At 56.4% G+C, this 16484-nt stretch carries 12 protein-coding genes; 7 read left to right on the top strand and 5 right to left on the bottom strand.

Annotated features, from left to right (window positions below; all coding sequences use genetic code 11):
• Positions 1-109 precede the first annotated feature (109 nt).
• Entirely contained in the window at positions 110-481 is a 372-nt protein-coding gene (locus tag GT019_RS26195) for an iron chaperone (protein ID WP_161746403.1), read from the bottom strand.
• Between the two features lie 84 nt (positions 482-565).
• The gene (locus GT019_RS26190) at positions 566-1195 is read right to left on the bottom strand and encodes a class I SAM-dependent methyltransferase (protein WP_161746402.1); all 630 of its coding nucleotides are present in this window, start codon (positions 1193-1195) and stop codon (positions 566-568) included.
• Between the two features lie 426 nt (positions 1196-1621).
• On the opposite strand from GT019_RS26190, the gene GT019_RS26185 reads away from it, so the two are divergent.
• From GT019_RS26185 to GT019_RS26175, 3 genes are all read left to right on the top strand, one after another.
• The gene (locus GT019_RS26185) at positions 1622-2209 is read left to right on the top strand and encodes a YjgB family protein (RefSeq protein WP_161746401.1); all 588 of its coding nucleotides are present in this window, start codon (positions 1622-1624) and stop codon (positions 2207-2209) included.
• A gap of 360 nt (positions 2210-2569) precedes the next feature.
• The gene (locus GT019_RS26180; RefSeq protein ID WP_161746400.1) at positions 2570-2989 is read left to right on the top strand and encodes a VOC family protein; all 420 of its coding nucleotides are present in this window, start codon (positions 2570-2572) and stop codon (positions 2987-2989) included.
• Between the two features lie 21 nt (positions 2990-3010).
• On the top strand, positions 3011-3955 hold the full coding sequence (locus GT019_RS26175; RefSeq protein WP_161746399.1) for a DMT family transporter: 945 nt from the start codon (positions 3011-3013) through the stop codon (positions 3953-3955).
• Between the two features lie 72 nt (positions 3956-4027).
• Here GT019_RS26175 and GT019_RS26170 read toward each other — a convergent pair whose 3' ends face one another.
• Entirely contained in the window at positions 4028-4546 is a 519-nt protein-coding gene (locus tag GT019_RS26170; RefSeq protein WP_161746398.1) for a GrpB family protein, read from the bottom strand.
• Positions 4547-5704: 1158 nt separating this feature from the next.
• On the opposite strand from GT019_RS26170, the gene GT019_RS26165 reads away from it, so the two are divergent.
• Positions 5705-7873 carry an MMPL family transporter gene (locus GT019_RS26165; RefSeq protein WP_161746397.1) on the top strand — a complete coding sequence of 723 codons (2169 nt, stop codon included), beginning with the start codon at positions 5705-5707 and terminating at the stop codon, positions 7871-7873.
• A 148-nt stretch (positions 7874-8021) separates the two neighbouring features.
• Here GT019_RS26165 and GT019_RS26160 read toward each other — a convergent pair whose 3' ends face one another.
• Both GT019_RS26160 and GT019_RS26155 read right to left on the bottom strand, forming a co-directional pair.
• Positions 8022-9908 (bottom strand): S-layer homology domain-containing protein, encoded by a 1887-nt coding sequence (locus GT019_RS26160; RefSeq protein ID WP_161746396.1) that lies wholly within the window; start codon positions 9906-9908, stop codon positions 8022-8024.
• Positions 9909-10045: 137 nt separating this feature from the next.
• Positions 10046-13576: a glucuronyl esterase domain-containing protein gene (locus GT019_RS26155; protein ID WP_161746395.1), complete on the bottom strand. Its 3531-nt coding sequence runs from the start codon at positions 13574-13576 to the stop codon at positions 10046-10048.
• Between the two features lie 787 nt (positions 13577-14363).
• Here GT019_RS26155 and GT019_RS26150 point away from each other — a divergent pair.
• Genes GT019_RS26150 through GT019_RS26140 form a run of 3 tightly spaced genes read left to right on the top strand, consistent with a single transcriptional unit; the run spans position 14364 to position 16351 of the window.
• Positions 14364-15074: a hypothetical protein gene (locus GT019_RS26150; protein ID WP_161746394.1), complete on the top strand. Its 711-nt coding sequence runs from the start codon at positions 14364-14366 to the stop codon at positions 15072-15074.
• Between the two features lie 42 nt (positions 15075-15116).
• On the top strand, positions 15117-15713 hold the full coding sequence (locus GT019_RS32555; RefSeq protein WP_161746393.1) for a HAMP domain-containing protein: 597 nt from the start codon (positions 15117-15119) through the stop codon (positions 15711-15713).
• Positions 15713-16351 (top strand): methyl-accepting chemotaxis protein, encoded by a 639-nt coding sequence (locus GT019_RS26140; RefSeq protein WP_161746392.1) that lies wholly within the window; start codon positions 15713-15715, stop codon positions 16349-16351. The genes GT019_RS32555 and GT019_RS26140 overlap by 1 nt, the downstream gene beginning before the upstream one ends.
• Positions 16352-16484: the final 133 nt, after the last annotated feature.

Below are 16484 nucleotides of genomic sequence, written 5' to 3'. Positions count from 1 at the left end.
TCGATTTTTTTCCACTTTCCAATCCGGTTGAATGCCTGAAATGTTCATAGGATCCTCCTTCGCCGACCCGGCGGTTTCATGTCCGATTTGAACCTCTCCATTATGCTGTCTATTTCCTCCAAAAGGTAGCGCAGTCCGCCTTGTCCTCGATATTAAACGCGATCATCTTCTCCAGCAACGCGTAATCCACCGGTTGCTCCCACCGGATGCGAATCAACTGCTTGGTATAATCATGGCCGGCCTGCGCGATTTCGTCGGAAAAGCGGATCATCCCCGCTCGTTCGGGTGAAACCGCGAAATGCTCCTTCGCTGCGCTGAATCCGATGATAAACGTGCCATGATCGGTATACATCGGCTGATTCCAGGCGATTTTCGGCACTAAAACCGGAAATTGCCGGGGCACCCAACTCAAAACCTCTTCCATTCGAGCCCGATGCCGCGGGTGCTCCAAGCGCGCCAGATATTCATCGAATACGTCCATGCGGCTAACCTCCTTCAATGATAATATATCATTTTCCATATTATTGATGTGGTTCCTTTCGCGGATTTATAGCAATCTCGTTGCCTATTCGGCTTTACGGCATTTGATCATGTGAAACGTAAACGGCGGTTTGTTTTCCGCATGCTTGTGCGGCTCAACGACTTCCGTAGATTCGATCAGTCCATAATTCCCGAATTCTTGCCGTATCGAGTCGGCATCATAGAAGAACATTTTCATGCCGTCCGCGATCTCGAAATAATCGGTATCCAACTGTTTTCCTTTTCCGAACATCGGGGCTTTTTTGGAAATCGTCGTGAAAACCATATAGCCGTTCGGCTTTAGCTGACTATAGCAATCGCGAATAAATTTCTCTCTCTCCCGATGATTCAATAAATGAATGAGCGCATAACAAAAAATACCGTCATAGCGCTTGGCATCGAAAGGCATATCCGTTACCGAACCATGATACACGGTCAGATCCAGTCCTTCTTGCCTTGCGAGCTCAATCGCCGTTCGCGATATCTCGATACCGGTGACATGAATGCCGTTGTCCATGAAGACCTTTGCGTTTCTGCCGTAGCCGATGCCGGGTATCAAGATATCGTGGAGTCCCTGTTCGAGGAAAAAGTCCTTCGCCAAAATTGCCGAATCCGCAGGCTCGAATCCCCACATCCTTTGATTCTCGAGAAAGCTCGATTCCCAAATTTCCGTCATGCCTCGATCTCCTTTTTCTGTGCTTTCCGCTGATGCCGCAATCGTTGAAGTTGCCCCAACCCTGCCTTGATTATACCGCATTCATCGCGAAACGTTGAACGATTCTGTTGCTTCGTCCGCCGGTTTCACGCCGGACGTCTGCGGAGCGCTCGACGAATCTCCCTTGCCATCGTTACTTTGTTGTTACTTTTTCGTAACTCATTTGTAACGAACTCCGTCCATTTCCCGGGTAATATAAGCGTGTAAGCAACAGAGCCTCTGTCCCGGTTACGACGAAGAACCGATAATTGCATGCATGCGATCAAGGCCGTAACCTTTTGTCGACGCCGTGAATGAATATTATGGCAACCCAATTTCGCCGTGTCTACGTCGAATACCAAGATGATGAATGAATAGATTGTTTTACACATGAGGAGGATAATAATTATGAACTTTTACGCATCCATGAAAAAAACGACCTTTGCCGCAGTGGCCGCCGGAACGCTGGCCCTGTCCGCTCTCGGCGCCGTCCCGTCTTACGCCGCAACCGCTACCGCAGCTCCCGTCGATGCGCATATGAAGGCTTTCGAAACGCTGATGAGCTTCTACAAGCCGGCGCTCCAAGGCCAATTCCCGAATTTTCATAGCTTCACGCTCGGCTCGACCTCGCACGCGACGGTCATCAAGACGATCGGCAAAGCGGAATCCCCGGCCAAGGACGCCGACGATTTCGACGTGTATCATGCCGAAATGGGCCATCCCGGCTACGCGATCAATTACAAGCTGGATAAAATTCGCGAAATGCGCTACTTCGGCACGAACGTCGAGCGCCAGACCAACCTGGGCGGCATTTCCGTCCGCATGCTGATTCAACACTGGGGCACTCCGAACGAGTCGGTCTTGATCAAATCGGGCAAAACCGTGCAAAAGAAAATCACTTACGCTCGCGGCAAATATCAACTGGAATTCATCTTCAACGGCACGAGCGGAACGGGTCTTGACCACATTAACCTCGTGAACAAGACGGTTAAGTAACTCCATTCGCCAAGCCGGCTGCTACCGTGATTTAAACGCTGGCGCCCAAAAGCCCGTCTCGCCGCAAGGCCGAGGCGGGCTTTTGACCGTGGCGGCAATAAGGCACGATCCGCGGACACAAGTCATGTCAGGATAGCGGCTTATTCCGCTCCGCCTTTCTGCCGGCGCCGAATCGGGAAAGCACTTTCGCGTGCCGAAAGACTGCAGCGGCTGCTGCTCGGTAATCTACCGGGGAGCAGCCGCTGCGGTCTTTTTTATATATCTATGACAATACCTGTCACTATTGCGATGAATAATGGAATCGAGCCCGGCTGAACCCGGCCAGCGGCCAATCAATCATTAATGAAGGAGATGTTGTATATGACCTGGCAAGCGACCCCCTTTATCATGCTCGACGGAAACGCGCAGGAGGCGATCCGATTTTACGAAGACGCATTGAACGCAAACGTCGTCTTCAGGCAAACGTTCGGCGAAGGTCCGGACAACCCGGAACATCCCCTGCCGGAAGAAGCAAAGGCGCGCTTGGCGCATGCCATCCTCAAGATCGGCGATGCGGATCTGTTCGTGGCCGATTGTTTCCCCGGTCAAGCCAATCAGCTCGGCAATCGCGTTCAAATTTGCATCACGACGCCGACGGTTGAACATTCCGTTCGCATCTTCGACGCCTTGAAGCAAGACGGCCAAGTCAACATGCCGCTGCAAAAAGTCCATTTCAGTCCCGCCTACGGCATGGTTACCGATCCATTCGGGGTAACCTTCCAAATCTTTACTCAGCGGTAAATCGGGAAAAAGGGAGAAAAGATGCGAAGAGGCAAGGATCAGCTAAAAACTTACGCGAGGTTGACCGGGTTTTCGATCTTCACGGGAGCTTCTTTTAATCTAGCGAAATATACCGTCGGTTACTTTTCTCCATTCGCTGCCGCGGCATGGCGTTTTGGGCTGGCTGCGGCAGTCTTGCTGATCATAGCAGCGGTGACGGAAGGGATCCGGCGCGATCGAATCAAGCGCAACGCCAGCTGGTATATCGCGCTCGGCCTGGTAGGCATATTGGGGTTCAGTACGTTATTTTTCGCGGGCCTTCAATTTACATCGTCCGTGAACGGGGCGTTAATTATGGCGCTAAACCCTCTGCTGACGACGCTTATGGCTCGGATGATCTTGAAGGATCGGATCGCCAAACCGCAAGCAGCCGGCATCGGATTGGCCTTGATCGGCGTAATCATCGTCGTGATGCACGGTTCAAGCGGTACCCTGGCGTCGTTTTCCATCGGGGATGTTATCATCTTTGGCGGCAACCTGTGTTGGACCTTTTACGGGGTATGCGGACGACGGTTCATACAGGAAGGAAGTCCATTGTCTACCACCGCATATACGATGAGCGTCGGCGCGATCGGATTAACGGCCGTCTCGCTTTTCGCGCACAACCCTGTCGCTCTGCCGAGCATTCCGATCGGGGCATGGGGAGCGATCGTATTTATGGGCTTATTCACCAGCGTATTCGGCTATCTGTGGTGGAACAAAGGCATAACCGACATCGGGGCCGGCAAAACCTCGCTGTTTTTCAATCTCGTGCCCGTCGTGACCATGCTGGTCTCATTCGTTACCGGAACTCCCGTAACCTTCATTCAAATCCTAGGCGCGGCTTTCGTCATATTGGGGGTGCTCGCCGCTTCAGGAGCTTTCGCCGGACGGAGGGGTTCCGCGCGGTTGATCGAGTCGCAGCGCGCTTCGGAGAATAAGCCATGACTTGAACTTAAAGTGGAGCAGCAGCCTGGGATAAGAAATTCCTGGGCTGCTGCAACAGATTAAGGAGGGACTTTAATTGCCGGTCATGTTCTTTGCACGATGAAGAAGATTCAAAATGAATTCCGATTTGTAATCCGAATACGCCAGCAATGTACGAAAGCCTTTTTCGCACGCGCGTAACTTGTGCTCGGCATAATGACTGGCTTCAATCGGATTTTCCCGCAAGTAATCCCGTAAAATCAGATTGTCGTTCCACAAGTCCGATTTAAATTGCGTGATTGCTAAGTTAAATGAGCGCACGCCGCGCTTGCGGAGATGGATTCGACCTGGAACACCTGCTGTCCCGAGACACTCATAGCCCAATTTTGCAAGCTGTTCGGATTGTGAAGCGGGGATGTGCGGGAAAGCAGAAATGCCAACGAGTATATCTACGATCGGCTTTGCAGCCAAACCAGGGACAGACGTGCTGCCAAAGTGTTCGATTACAACATCGGGCCCGAAAACCGAACGCAACGAAGAGGCTTCATCGGCATACCAATCGGACCACTCCGAACAAGGATTACAAATTGTTATCTCCTCATCTAAACTCACGCTAACCTCACCTCCGTCGCTAAGCTATCCTATGAATGAAATCCAACCTTTAAATGTGAGGCAATAACCTCCTCAATTTAGCAGTAAAAGAATTCCAGTTCCCGGAGTTCGAAAATCCGAGCCCCCATTCGACCTCTCGCAATGCTGCTCTCAATTGAATCACTTTTTCAATTTCGGTCTGACTTAGTTCGTTTACGGGTTGAAAGCGATCATCATGCGGATAATCATTGAGCTTTTGATATAATCGGTCCAAATCATTAAAGTCCTGTTCGGATATGATGTTTATACCTGAGTTTACATCCCGGATGACCATGATATCCTGGAGGACGTCACTGACTTTCTCATTTACCTCATTGAGAACCACTAAAGTAAAGGCAATCAATATTACTATGCAAATCAACAAGAAACTTCTACTTATTTTCTGCAAATAGTAACCTCCGTTTAAAAAGCTCCAAGCTTATTTATGCCAATCATTTCGAGTTACCGACGTACCAACTGCCCCTACAACCAAGGTAATCACAATAAGAACCATGATGAACAAAGTTTCTTCAAAGTCGTGCACGGTATGAATTTTAATGTAGAAAAAGAAAACTTCAATAAATAAAATAACAATCCAACCTACAAAAATCGCAAATCGCGTCATATTCATCTCACCTGTAATGATTTCATTTTTATTTGTTCAAACAAAATATGAATAGATAACTAAGATAGCAAACGAAAACAAATATTAAATCCTTGATAAAATCGCATCACTCCATTAACCTCATATTACCATATATGTCACTCAACTACCCGTAAGATAAACGAAAACAATTGAAAGTCACCGTGTTCCCCCGTCCATCCCGAACGCTGCTGCCAAGCCAAGCTAGCGAATCGTACAGACATCTCCTCGCAATAAAAGCCGCGATCGCAGCTCCGATTCATTACTCCCGGCCGATTCGTCGATCGGCCCTTTCCGTGCTTCTAACTTATCCGCGAAGTTTCCCGGGACGCTGGCGCCGAAATGACGCTCGAGTTTAACGACGGTATGAAGCACGGGTACCGGCTCGGCCGCGAGCGAAATTCGGTTTGCGCCTCCAAGTAGCGTATAATTGTTCAGGCAAGGGTTCCCAGCCTTGCGTACACACTTAACACTCTCGAAATCAAAAGGAGCAGCGCATGGCCAGGTATCTTTATCGCTTAGGAAAGTGGTCTTATCGCAGTCGTCGCGGGGTCGTGATCGGATGGCTCGTCATCTTGATCGCGGCCGTTGTCATCGGTCTCAGCTTCAAAGGAGCAACAAGCAGCGAATTCTCGATTCCGGGGACGAAAGCGCAGGTTGCCATCGATTTGTTGAGCAAGGAATTTCCCAGCGCGAACGGCGGCAGCGTACGGTTGATCTTCGCCGCGCCGGAGGGGAAGACCCTGCAGACGCCCGAAGTGCAGCAAGCGATTCAAGCAACGCTTAAGGAAGCGGCCGCTGATAAAGCGGTCATCGCCGTCGTCGATCCCTTCTCCGCGAAAACGATCAGTCAAGACGGAATGATCGGCTATGCGGACGTGATCTATCAAGCCGACGCGCAAAAAGTCAGTAAGGCATCCAAGGCGCACGTCGTCGAGAGCGCGCAAGCGGCTCGCGATGCCGGCGTTCAGACCGAGTTCGGAGGCTCCGTGCAGCTGACGGACTTCGAGACCAGCCCCGTGCCAGAGGCGATCGGCGTATTCGTCGCGTTCGCGATTCTCGCGTTCACGTTCGCGTCGCTGCTGGCGGCCGGTCTGCCGATCCTGACCGCCATCGTCGGCGTCGGAATCGGCATCATGTGCGTCTTTTTCGTGTCCCGATTCGTGCCGATGACCTCGACCGCCACCATTTTGGCGATCATGCTCGGACTCGCGGTCGGCATCGACTACGCCTTGTTCATCGTATCGCGGCATCGCCAGCAGCTTGCCGACGGGATGGAGCTCGAGGAGTCGATCGGGCGCTCCGTCGCGACGGCGGGAAGCGCGGTCGTATTCGCCGGGCTTACGGTCATCATCGCGCTGGCCGGCTTGTCCGTCACCGGCGTTCCGTTCCTTACGATCATGGGTCTGGCGGCTTCGTTTACCGTACTGATCGCCGTGCTGATCGCCATTAATTTGATCCCGGCTTTTATCGGCATGGCAGGCCATCGCCTTAGCCCCGCCAAGAAATCCAGCGCCTTTCGAACGCCGCCGACCGCGGCGAGCAAGCATACCCTCTCGCTTCGTTGGGGACGGTTCGTGACGCGCCATCCCGTCATCATTCTCCTCGTCGGCATCGTCGCGCTGGTGGTCATCAGCCTGCCGGCCCTGCATATGCGGCTCGGTCTGCCGGATAACGGGGCGAAGGCCAAGGAATCCACCGAGCATAAGGGCTATGATTTGCTCTCGAAAGGGTTCGGCCCGGGGTTCAACGGACCGCTGCTCGTCGTCATCGACGAAGTGGGCAAGCAAGAGCCTCGAGCGGCGGCGCAGAACGTCATCAAGGCGCTGTCCGCCGCGCCGGACGTCGCGTACGTCTCGCCGCCGAACTGGAGCCCGTCCAAAAAGATCGCACTCGTCAGCGTGATTCCGAAGACGGGTCCGAATACCGCGGAAACGAAGGATCTGGTCAACTATATCCGCAACGGCACGGACGAGCTGCAGAAGCAGGAAGAAGTCAAACTGCTGATAACGGGCGTCACCGCGGTGAATATCGACGTGTCGGACAAGCTCAACGGCGCGCTGCCGATCTTCGCGCTGGTCATCGTGGGCTTGGCGCTCGTCCTGCTCGCGGTCGTCTTCCGTTCCTTGCTCGTGCCGCTCAAATCGATCATCGGGTTCCTGCTCAGCTTGGCCTCGTCGCTCGGGGTGGTCGTCTTTATTTTCCAGGACGGACATTTCCTGCATCTCCTCGGCTTATCGCAGGCTTCGCCGATTCTCAGCTTCCTGCCGGTTCTCGTGACGGGGGTATTGTTCGGCCTGGCGATGGACTACGAGGTCTTCCTCGTCAGCCGGATCCGCGAGGATTACATGCACACCGGACAAGCCAAGGCGTCCGTCGTCTCGGGTCTCGGCCACAGCGGACGGGTCATCACCGCGGCAGGCCTGATCATGACCGCCGTCTTCGCGAGCTTCATCTTCACGGAGGACCCGATCACCAAAGCGATGGGCCTTGCCCTGGCCTTCGGCGTGGTGGTCGACGCGTTCGTCGTGCGCATGACGCTCGTGCCGGCCGCGATGGCGCTGCTCGGCAGGTCCGCGTGGTACCTGCCCAAATGGCTGGACCGCGCGCTGCCGCAGCTTGACATCGAAGGGCAATCGATGCTGGATGGCTTGAAGGAGAAATAGGATACCGGCTTCGCGGAATCAAAAAAGACGCTTCCGGCCTCGCTGCTTATGCGGGGTGGAAGCGTCTTTTGCCTGTATATGCATGGCAAGCTATCGCTTCTATGGCTTATGGAATATTACGAGCGTCCCACCTCGATTCCGATTCCGTTCAAGGTTGCGTGACGACCTCGGACCCTTTCGCGTCCGTCGCGAACGCATGCGATACGGAAGCTTCCTCGATATCCTGGAACGCCCAGTGCGTCGTCGGCACGTCCTTCCAGCTCGAGGTTGTCCAGCCTAGCGCGCCGCGGTTCAGAATGCGGTTAATTATGGCGACCGTCTCGGCGCGGGTCAGTGCTTGCTCCGGCTTGAAATTCCCGTCGGGGAAGCCGTTGATGATTCCCGCCTGCCGTACAAGCGCGATATCCTGCCGCGCCCAGTGACCGGCGGTATCCGGGAAGGTCGAGGTCGTCTCGCCCTGCAGGTCCAGCCAGTGGCTCACGACGGTTGCCATCTCCGCGCGGGTCATGAATCGGTCGGGCTTGAAAGTTCCGTCCGGGAACCCGGTCATGAGCCCCTTCGCGCCGGCGGAACCGATGGCCGTCGAAGCCCAATGGCCGGATGCAACGTCCGCGAAAGCAAGCTCTTGGCCGCCCGCTACCGGCGCGCCGGCTCCGACGCGCGAGAGAATAACGGCCATTTCCGCCCGGCTGATGGCCTTGTCCGGCTTGAAATTGCCATCGGGATAGCCCTGCATATAAGCATCATGGCGGCGTGCGGCTCCACTCGCTCCGATATCCAGGATCGAGAAAGTGCTGAATTTATCGATCCCGAAACGCAGTCCCGGTTGACCGTCCTTGTACGCGGCAACCTCGGGCTTCGCAAGCTCCAGGTCGCCGTCGCCGTGCTCGACGAATACGGTCAGGTCCGCCAAGTAATCGTCGCGCGCCCGCGCGTCGGTCGGTAGATCGGCATTCGTCAGCGGCAGCACGATGCTGACGGCGCGATTCGCCAGATTCGTCTCGATGGTCAGCGGACGGGCAATCAGCTTGATCGCGTTGCCGCCCGCGGCTGCTTTGACGATTTGGGCGCCAACTGCCCGCTCCGCGATCTCGGCGCGCTGCGCTTCGTTCTTGATCGGAACGAAACGGAAATACAGATCCTCCGTCACATCCTTGAACGCGTCGCTCGGAATGACGAGCTTGCCGTTAACCGTATCGATCTCAAGGCTCAGCCCGCCGCGCGCCAGCTCGTCCGCCGCCGCTTTCGGGACGGTCAGGTCCAGCTGGGACACTTCATTCTTCGCGTCCGGAATGACGATCCGCGCGGCGGATTTCCCGGCAGCCTTGGCCTTGGTCACGGTTTCTTGGGCTTGATCCAACGTAAAGGCGACCGCATCCTTCTTGGTGCCGTCGGCGCTCGTCGTGCGGCGAATCGTAACCGCGGACACGTTCATGCCGTCGCCCGTATCGACGACGGCGGCGATGTCCTCGGTCGTCGTGCCCGGCGTCGTGCCGGAGCCTCCGACTGGTCCCGTCCCGCTGCCGCCGGAATCAAGCACCGTGATGCCGCCGTCCATCGGGGCAGTCTCCAGGTTACCTTCGCCGTCGGTCACCAGGAGGTGCGACAGGTTGACGAATGCCTTGCCCGGCGGAGCGTCGGCCTTGATGACGAAATCCACGGTGAGCAGCACCGCGTCGCCCGCTTGCGCGATCTTCCCGCTGCTGGCGGCGGAAAACTTCAATGAGCCCGTATCCGCGAGTACGTTTCGATCCGAGAGAAAGTCCTTCAAAATCGCTGCGCGGTTGATGCTCTCGCTCGTCGTCGTCAGCCGGGTCGCATCGTAGGCGATCGTGGTTTCGACCCCCGCGATATCCTTGACGTCGCTGATGCCGAGGCTTACGCGCACCGTGTCTCCCCTATGCCCCTCGCCGCTCGTGAGCGATGCGGTTCTTGCGCCGGCGCCCATAGCCTGCGGCAGCGGGAGCACCGTCCACGCAACCAGCATGCACAGCGCCAGGATGGCAAGCGGATGAATCCTTCCGAATAATTTCAAAACGGTCCCTCCTGTCCCGAACTTCTTGTCGTCATTGCGATTGGACGGCCTTTGCAATCGAAAAGATCAAGCTCCCCTTGTCATGCAAAGGCCAACCAATCTATGAACCTAGGTTTCTCGCATGCAAGAATAGATGTCTATACGACAAGCGACAGGCGGAGAATCGCGACGACATCCGTCACGTCGACGGCGCCGTCGCCGTTCATGTCCGAAGCCGCCAATTGCTGCGCGTCGAGCTGCACCTTGCTCACCGTATATTGCAAGACATGCAGCGCATCCTTGTAGCTCACGTCGCCGTCCTGCATCGCGTCGCCAAGCGCGACGACTTTGTTGCGGCCGTTATCGCCGGCGACAGGAGCGCTTGACGCGCCCGAATTGTTCTTGCCCGTCACTTCGACGCGCAGGTATTTGCCTGCATACGCCGATTTCACGGTCAAGCTGGCATTGGTTTCGTCCGCGATCGGGGCGAAGTTCGTGCCGTCATCCGAGATGAGCCACTTGAACGCGGTACCTTGCTCCGGCAAACTTTGCGGATCGCTGTAGGCGTACGTCGCGGTCAGCGTTTTGCCGACGACGGCTTCCCCGCTGAATCCGACGTTCGTGACGACCGGGACCTGCAGCGTCTTGACGGTGATAACCCCGCCCCCCGCGACATGGACCGGAATAGCCGCTTTGTCGACCGTGTTGTCGACGGCCTCCGCCGTGGTCAGCGTAACGGGAATCTCGGTGCCCGCGGCCACGGACGGATCGACGGCGAAGGTAATCGTCGCGGCGTCGAGCTCATCCTTCGTGATGCCGTCCGGACTGAGCATCGCCATCTTCAGCTGTCCCGGCGTATCGGCATTGTATTCATGCTGCGTGAAGCCGTCCGCGAAGCTGATCGATTGGAACGTCAGCTTGGTGCTGTCGTAGGACAGGACGAGGTTGGCGCCTCCCAGGTCTTTGACGTTGGCGAATTTGAGCGCGATCTCTGCCTGGCTTCCGGCATACCCGTCCGCGGAAGACAGCGACGCGTTGATCGCCGCGGGATCGACCACCTCGGGCAGCTTGTAGCTGTACCAGCCGTCGGTGCCGTCGATGCCGTCCTTGCCGCCGGTGATCGTGTTGAATCCGCCCCAATAGTAATCGTAAGGGCTTTGCGTCTGACCGTTTGCGACATGCAGCGAATACGGGTCCGTGTTCAGCCTCGCCGCTTCCTCGCCGGACAGCGTCTTGGTGCCGTAGAACAGATCGGACAGGTACTTGCCTTCCACGGCTGGATTGGCCGCGCCATGCGGATCCCCGCTGGATACGTAATTGCCCGTGTTGAATTTGACGAAATCGTCGCCGTTGACGCCGAGCGCCTTGTAGACGGCCTTCGCGGTGCTGAGGCTCATGTTGTCGGTCGCGGAGCCGTCGTTATAATCGTTCAGGTTCGTATCGATGATGATCGCGCGATCCGGCGCAAGCGTCGCTACCAGCGAGGTTTGGTCGAACGGCAGACGACTGTATTCGCCGTAGGAGTACGAGCCTTCCTCATGCTTGTACATGTGGCCGTACGGCAGGAAATGGCGGAACATCTCGGTCTCGCGGGTACGGTTGTGACGGTAGCTGTTGCCTCCGCCTTCCGTGCCATGGGCGACGATTTTCTCGGCGCCGGGATTGTCGTTGCTGAACGGCGTGTCTTTGAAATTAAACTCCTGGCCCTGCGCGTTATAGCGCCAGTTGGCCGGGCCGGTGGCTCCGGCGCCGCCGGCCACGATCGCTTTGATCCGGTCGTCGAAGACGCCGGCCACGAAGGCGAGCTTGCCGTTGATGGAGAACCCTTTGGTGACCGCGCGATTCGGATCGATCTTGGCGGCCAAAGCCTGGTTATCGGCGACGGCCAGCTCCAAGATGTCCAAGTAAGCCGATACGGCCGTGGCGTTCGCCATCTCGATGCTCACGTCGCCGGTGGCGCTGTTGCGCGAATACGGAAACAGATTGTAGAAGGTGCCTGCGCGGTTAAGCGCGGGCCATGCGCCGTTATCGGAGCGCATGCCGTCCGCCGCCCAATTGGGGAAGGCGATATTGGCGATGCCGTTCGCGGTCCAACTGCCGGCGAATGATATCGGCGCCGCTTGCCCGTCAGGAACGCCGGCGGTCTGCATCGTGATATTAATGGTCACGTTTTGTTCGATCCCGCCGGTAAAGTTGACGTTCGTCGGCGTCACTTTCGCGGTAACGGCGGCGTTGCCCGTTCCGGCGTACGCGTTCGTGACGAGGGAGACGTTGTAGTCCACGCCCAATTTCGGCTTGTAGCCATATTCATAGAACTGGGCCAAGTCCAGAATCTCCTGTTTGCGGTCGGCCCACTCCGCTTCGTTCGTGACCATGCCGTTCGTGCCCTTGGTCTTGTCGAAGAACTCCCAGACGTTAGGCAGTGTATTGACCGCGGGCAGGTCATGCGGGTCCGGGTACTTCGTATCCGCCCATCGCAGTCCAGCGAACGCTTGACCGACCTCCAGCACGGCGGCCTCTCTCTCTTCGCGCGTCGCCGCGGCGTCGTCCTTGATCGCAATATAGGCCGCCTTGGCTTTCACCATGCGATCCTTGGACGCGGGAGTCCATACGTTGCTGCCGTCCCCGTCGTTGGCCGCGTCCGTGCCGTTGCCCGAACCGCCGGGGTTGTTCTTGGAATTCCAGAAGCGAATGTCTTCGTCGGCGCGCCATCCGCTGTAAGCGAGCGGAGACTGCTTGTTCCAATCGGCCAGCGTAACTTCGCCCCAGTCGCGGTTTCTGACGCGTTCGGAGTTCGGCAGATTGGAATTGCCTTCGCGTCCCGCGTTGAAGTCGGAGCGGCTCCAATACGTAAACGATTTGCCTTGGTCGTAAATGCCCACGTCCAAGCCGATCTGCGTGCCATTGGTCAGCTCGCGGTCCCAGTCGTCGCCCCATCCCTCGACCTGCAGCGCGACCTCGTACGTGTAATTGACGCCGGGACTGTTGGTTGCGGCATTGTAGCCGGATGATTTGAACGCCTTGAGGCGCGTCGAGTAGTCCTGATTGTTCGGGTTGAAGAACGAGCCCAGCGATGGAATCGTGGGGTTGTTGAACGAGCCCACCGTGGCCGCGTTCGGGTCCGCGCCCAAGAAGAAGATGCCTTGGGTATCGGTCTCGAGGCCCCACTTGTCGTTGTAGACGTCCATGGAGACGAACAGGCCGTCCGTGGCCGGGGTGTAGCTGGCGGTGTTCCAGTTCGGCGTTCCGGTGGCGGATTCCGCGGCGTCGCCGGTGACTTCCACCAACGCGTAGAGGACCGGACCGTCCCACATGAGCCGCAAAGTCCCCTCTGTCGTGGCATCAGGCGCGTTAGCCGTCATGGTCGGGTTAAACTTATTGCCGATCGGGTAAGCCGTAGCCTTGTCCCAGGCTGCGTCCTTGACGCCGTCCACGACGATCGGATCGGCCGTGAATTGGGCGTTCGCCTGCGCACGGGGCGTGGTGATCTTGTAGCTCATGTTGTTGAGGCCTTCGGGCGAATACCTTTCCAAGACGGAGGTATTGCTCACGAAGTTCTTGTCGTCCCGCTGGTCGTATCCGTATTGGTCGTCCGACGCGGCAAAGGCTGCCGGCGCGACGAGGCCGAACGACGTCGCCAAGGCCAGCATCGCCGTAAGGGTGCTGCGCATTTTTATTCGCGGATGCATAGTGTATCCTCCCGTTATCAATTCGTGTTTTCTCGCAAATTCGTGCTTGTGCATAACGATTTCTCTTTCGACTTTCCGGAGAACTCCCCAATCTATGGACGGATAGGCCCTTCGACCGCGCTCCGGGTATCCCCTCTTCCGACGGCTGACCCCCCACGTCAAGATGGATCCTAACCCTCGCCCTCCTTTGCAATGCCTTTCGAGATTCGGAAACGATTCACCCTGGACGACATCAACATTGCAGCCGTGAACGTCGCGGGCCATGGAAATACGGCCAACACCATATGTAATCGCTTCCAAAATGCCCCAAAACCTCTCTCCCGAACGCTGTGCGTCCGGCAAGAAAGCAGCGGCCGCGAACGATTGACGCCTCCTTTGCCCAAAGTCTGCAGACGCCCCGGCCGAAAGCAAGAATGCCTGGCTTTTACGTCCCGGGAATGGATGGACTGCCGAACTTCGATTGGTAGTAGCTTCATCATACGCGGAAGGCGCGGCGGGCTGAATTCAATTTCTTTGGCTATTCACTATCACTTTTCTCGTATATGAGCCGTCGGATGACCGGCCTATCTTGTTGCTACTTATATAGATAATATCGATACATTCATAAGCATTTCAAAGAAATACTAAATAAAAGGTAAATCATACAATCGATTGCCGTTTACAAATTACGAGAAGATTTGGTATATTCGCCGCTCCGCACATAGTCAGATAGTCTCGGTCAGGAAGTCTTCGGCACTACAATTCGACTCGACAAATCCTTCTCTTCTTTTCGCAAGGTGGTGTCAGCATGGCTAGTCCGTTCAAATTGCCCGAAACGAAAACGAGGTCGTTCTCTACCCGCGCATTGAACCCGTCCCGATCGGTTGGCATGAAGCTGTTTCTCATTATTATCTTTTGCAGCATTTTGCTCTGCGTAGCCGGAGGTTTGCTTTCCTCCGTTATTTCCAAAGGGATCATCGAAACCAAGGTGTCGCAAGCCGGCCTGCAGACCATTCAACAGACTTCCGGCAAACTGGAACTTCTGTACGGAACCTTCATGCAAATGACCGATCAATTTTCGACCTATCAAGTGCTACAGGAGCAAATGGATACGCTGCTGATCCCCCGTCAAAGCTCGTACAAGGTCATGCAGGTCTACACGACTCTGACCGAGAGATTGAACACGTACGTCATGAACAACCCGATGATCACGGACAGCTTCTTGATTCCGGTGAACCCAACCGCCGAGGATTCGATATCCGCCACTTCTTCCTCCATCATCGGAACCTCTTCCATCCTGCTGAGCGACGTGAAAGCCGCGCCCTGGTACCAACCGACGCTGGACGCCAAGGGCGCGCCGTTCTGGATTTCGGAGAAACCCACCACGCCGGAAAGCGCGTCCAACAGTTCGCAGGCCGGGCCGACGGTCGGCATTGCCCGCGTGCTCGCCAGCAATGACAAGCAGATGGACGTTTTCATCCTGCTGCTGGAGATCAGACTGAGCGACATTGCGGCGTAGTTCAAAGACATCGACCTTGGCAGCGGCAGCAAGCTGGCGATCGTGGACGCCAATAACCGCTACATCTACTCGGCCGACGCCTCGCGGATCGGACAGGACGCGGGGATCAAGCTTGGCGCCGATTCTACCGGATCGCTCAGAGACGAAGCATCCCGGGATGCGACGCTCGCGTTTTACGACCAGTCCGCCGTGAACGGATGGCGCATCGTCGGCACGGTTCCGCTTCGAAGCCTGGTAAGCGGGGTGGGCAAGATTTCGGCCGTTACCTGGGTGGTCGCCGCGGTCGCGGCGCTGCTAGCGTGCGGCATCGGCTTGTTCGTCGTCAGGATCATCGCGACGCCGCTTGGCCGGCTGCGCACCTTGATGAACGAAGGCGAAGCCGGCAATTTGAGCGTGCGGGCCGCGATCCGCTCGAAAGACGAAATCGGACAATTGGCGCAGAGCTTCAACAAGATGATGGCTCAGATCACCTTCTTGGTCGAGCAGATGCGAATATCGGCGAACGACGTGCTTCGAACGGCGGAAGCGCTGACGGAAACGTCTACAAACACGGCCGGCGCCGTCATGGAAATATCGGCCGCGACCGGGCATATTGCCGGCAGCGCGGCCAACCTGACGATGGAGGCCGAGAAAAGCTGATGGAAAAAACGGCGGTCACCGAGCAGCTGACCCGTCATATGGCGGACAAAATCTACCGGCTCAAGGACGACACGAGCGCGATCAAAACCATCCTTGACCTGCTTGCGAAATTGACGCAAACCACCACTATTTTATCGCTCAATGCCTCCATCGAAGCTGCGCGGGCCGGCGCCGCGGGAAGGGCGTTCATGGTCGTGGCCGGAGAAATCAAGAACCTCGCGGAGCAGTCCCGGCAGTCCATCGGCAAAATCACGCGCATTACGGAGTCGATCCGGATCGAAATCGACGACACGGTCAGCGCGGTGGACGACGTTTATCCGCTATTTCAGGAGCAGCTCGGTTCGGTGAAGGAGTCCGGGCTTATCTTAGAGTCCGTGCAAAACCATATGGGGGCCTTCATCGCGCATGTGGAATCGATGACGGCGTCGATCGGCGTATTGGACAAGTCGCAGGAGCAGCTGGCGATGACCATCGGCCAAGTCGGCGCGGTGTCCGAGGAAGCGTTGGCCGCGACGCAGCAGGTTTCCGCGATCAGCGGCGGACAGCTGGAGGTCAGCAAGCGGCTGGTCGGACTGTCCAATCAGCTCGAGGAAGTGTCGAGGCGGCTGGAAGCTTCTCTCTCTCGGTTTACGATTTAGAGACGGAAGTTTCCTTCGGCGGGATCGGATAATAGAAGGCTTGACGATGAGGGGAATCCGTTCAGGTACGCGGCGATCGGCGTTCGGGCGATTACCGCGGATGTTGTCGCGATCGCCCATCATCGTTTTGAAC

The organism is Paenibacillus glycinis, assembly GCF_009909185.1.
Taxonomy (GTDB): Bacteria; Bacillota; Bacilli; order Paenibacillales; family Paenibacillaceae; genus Paenibacillus_Z; species Paenibacillus_Z glycinis.
The sequence above is the reverse complement of the archived record's forward strand: the minus strand, read 5'-3'. Positions and strand labels throughout refer to the sequence as shown.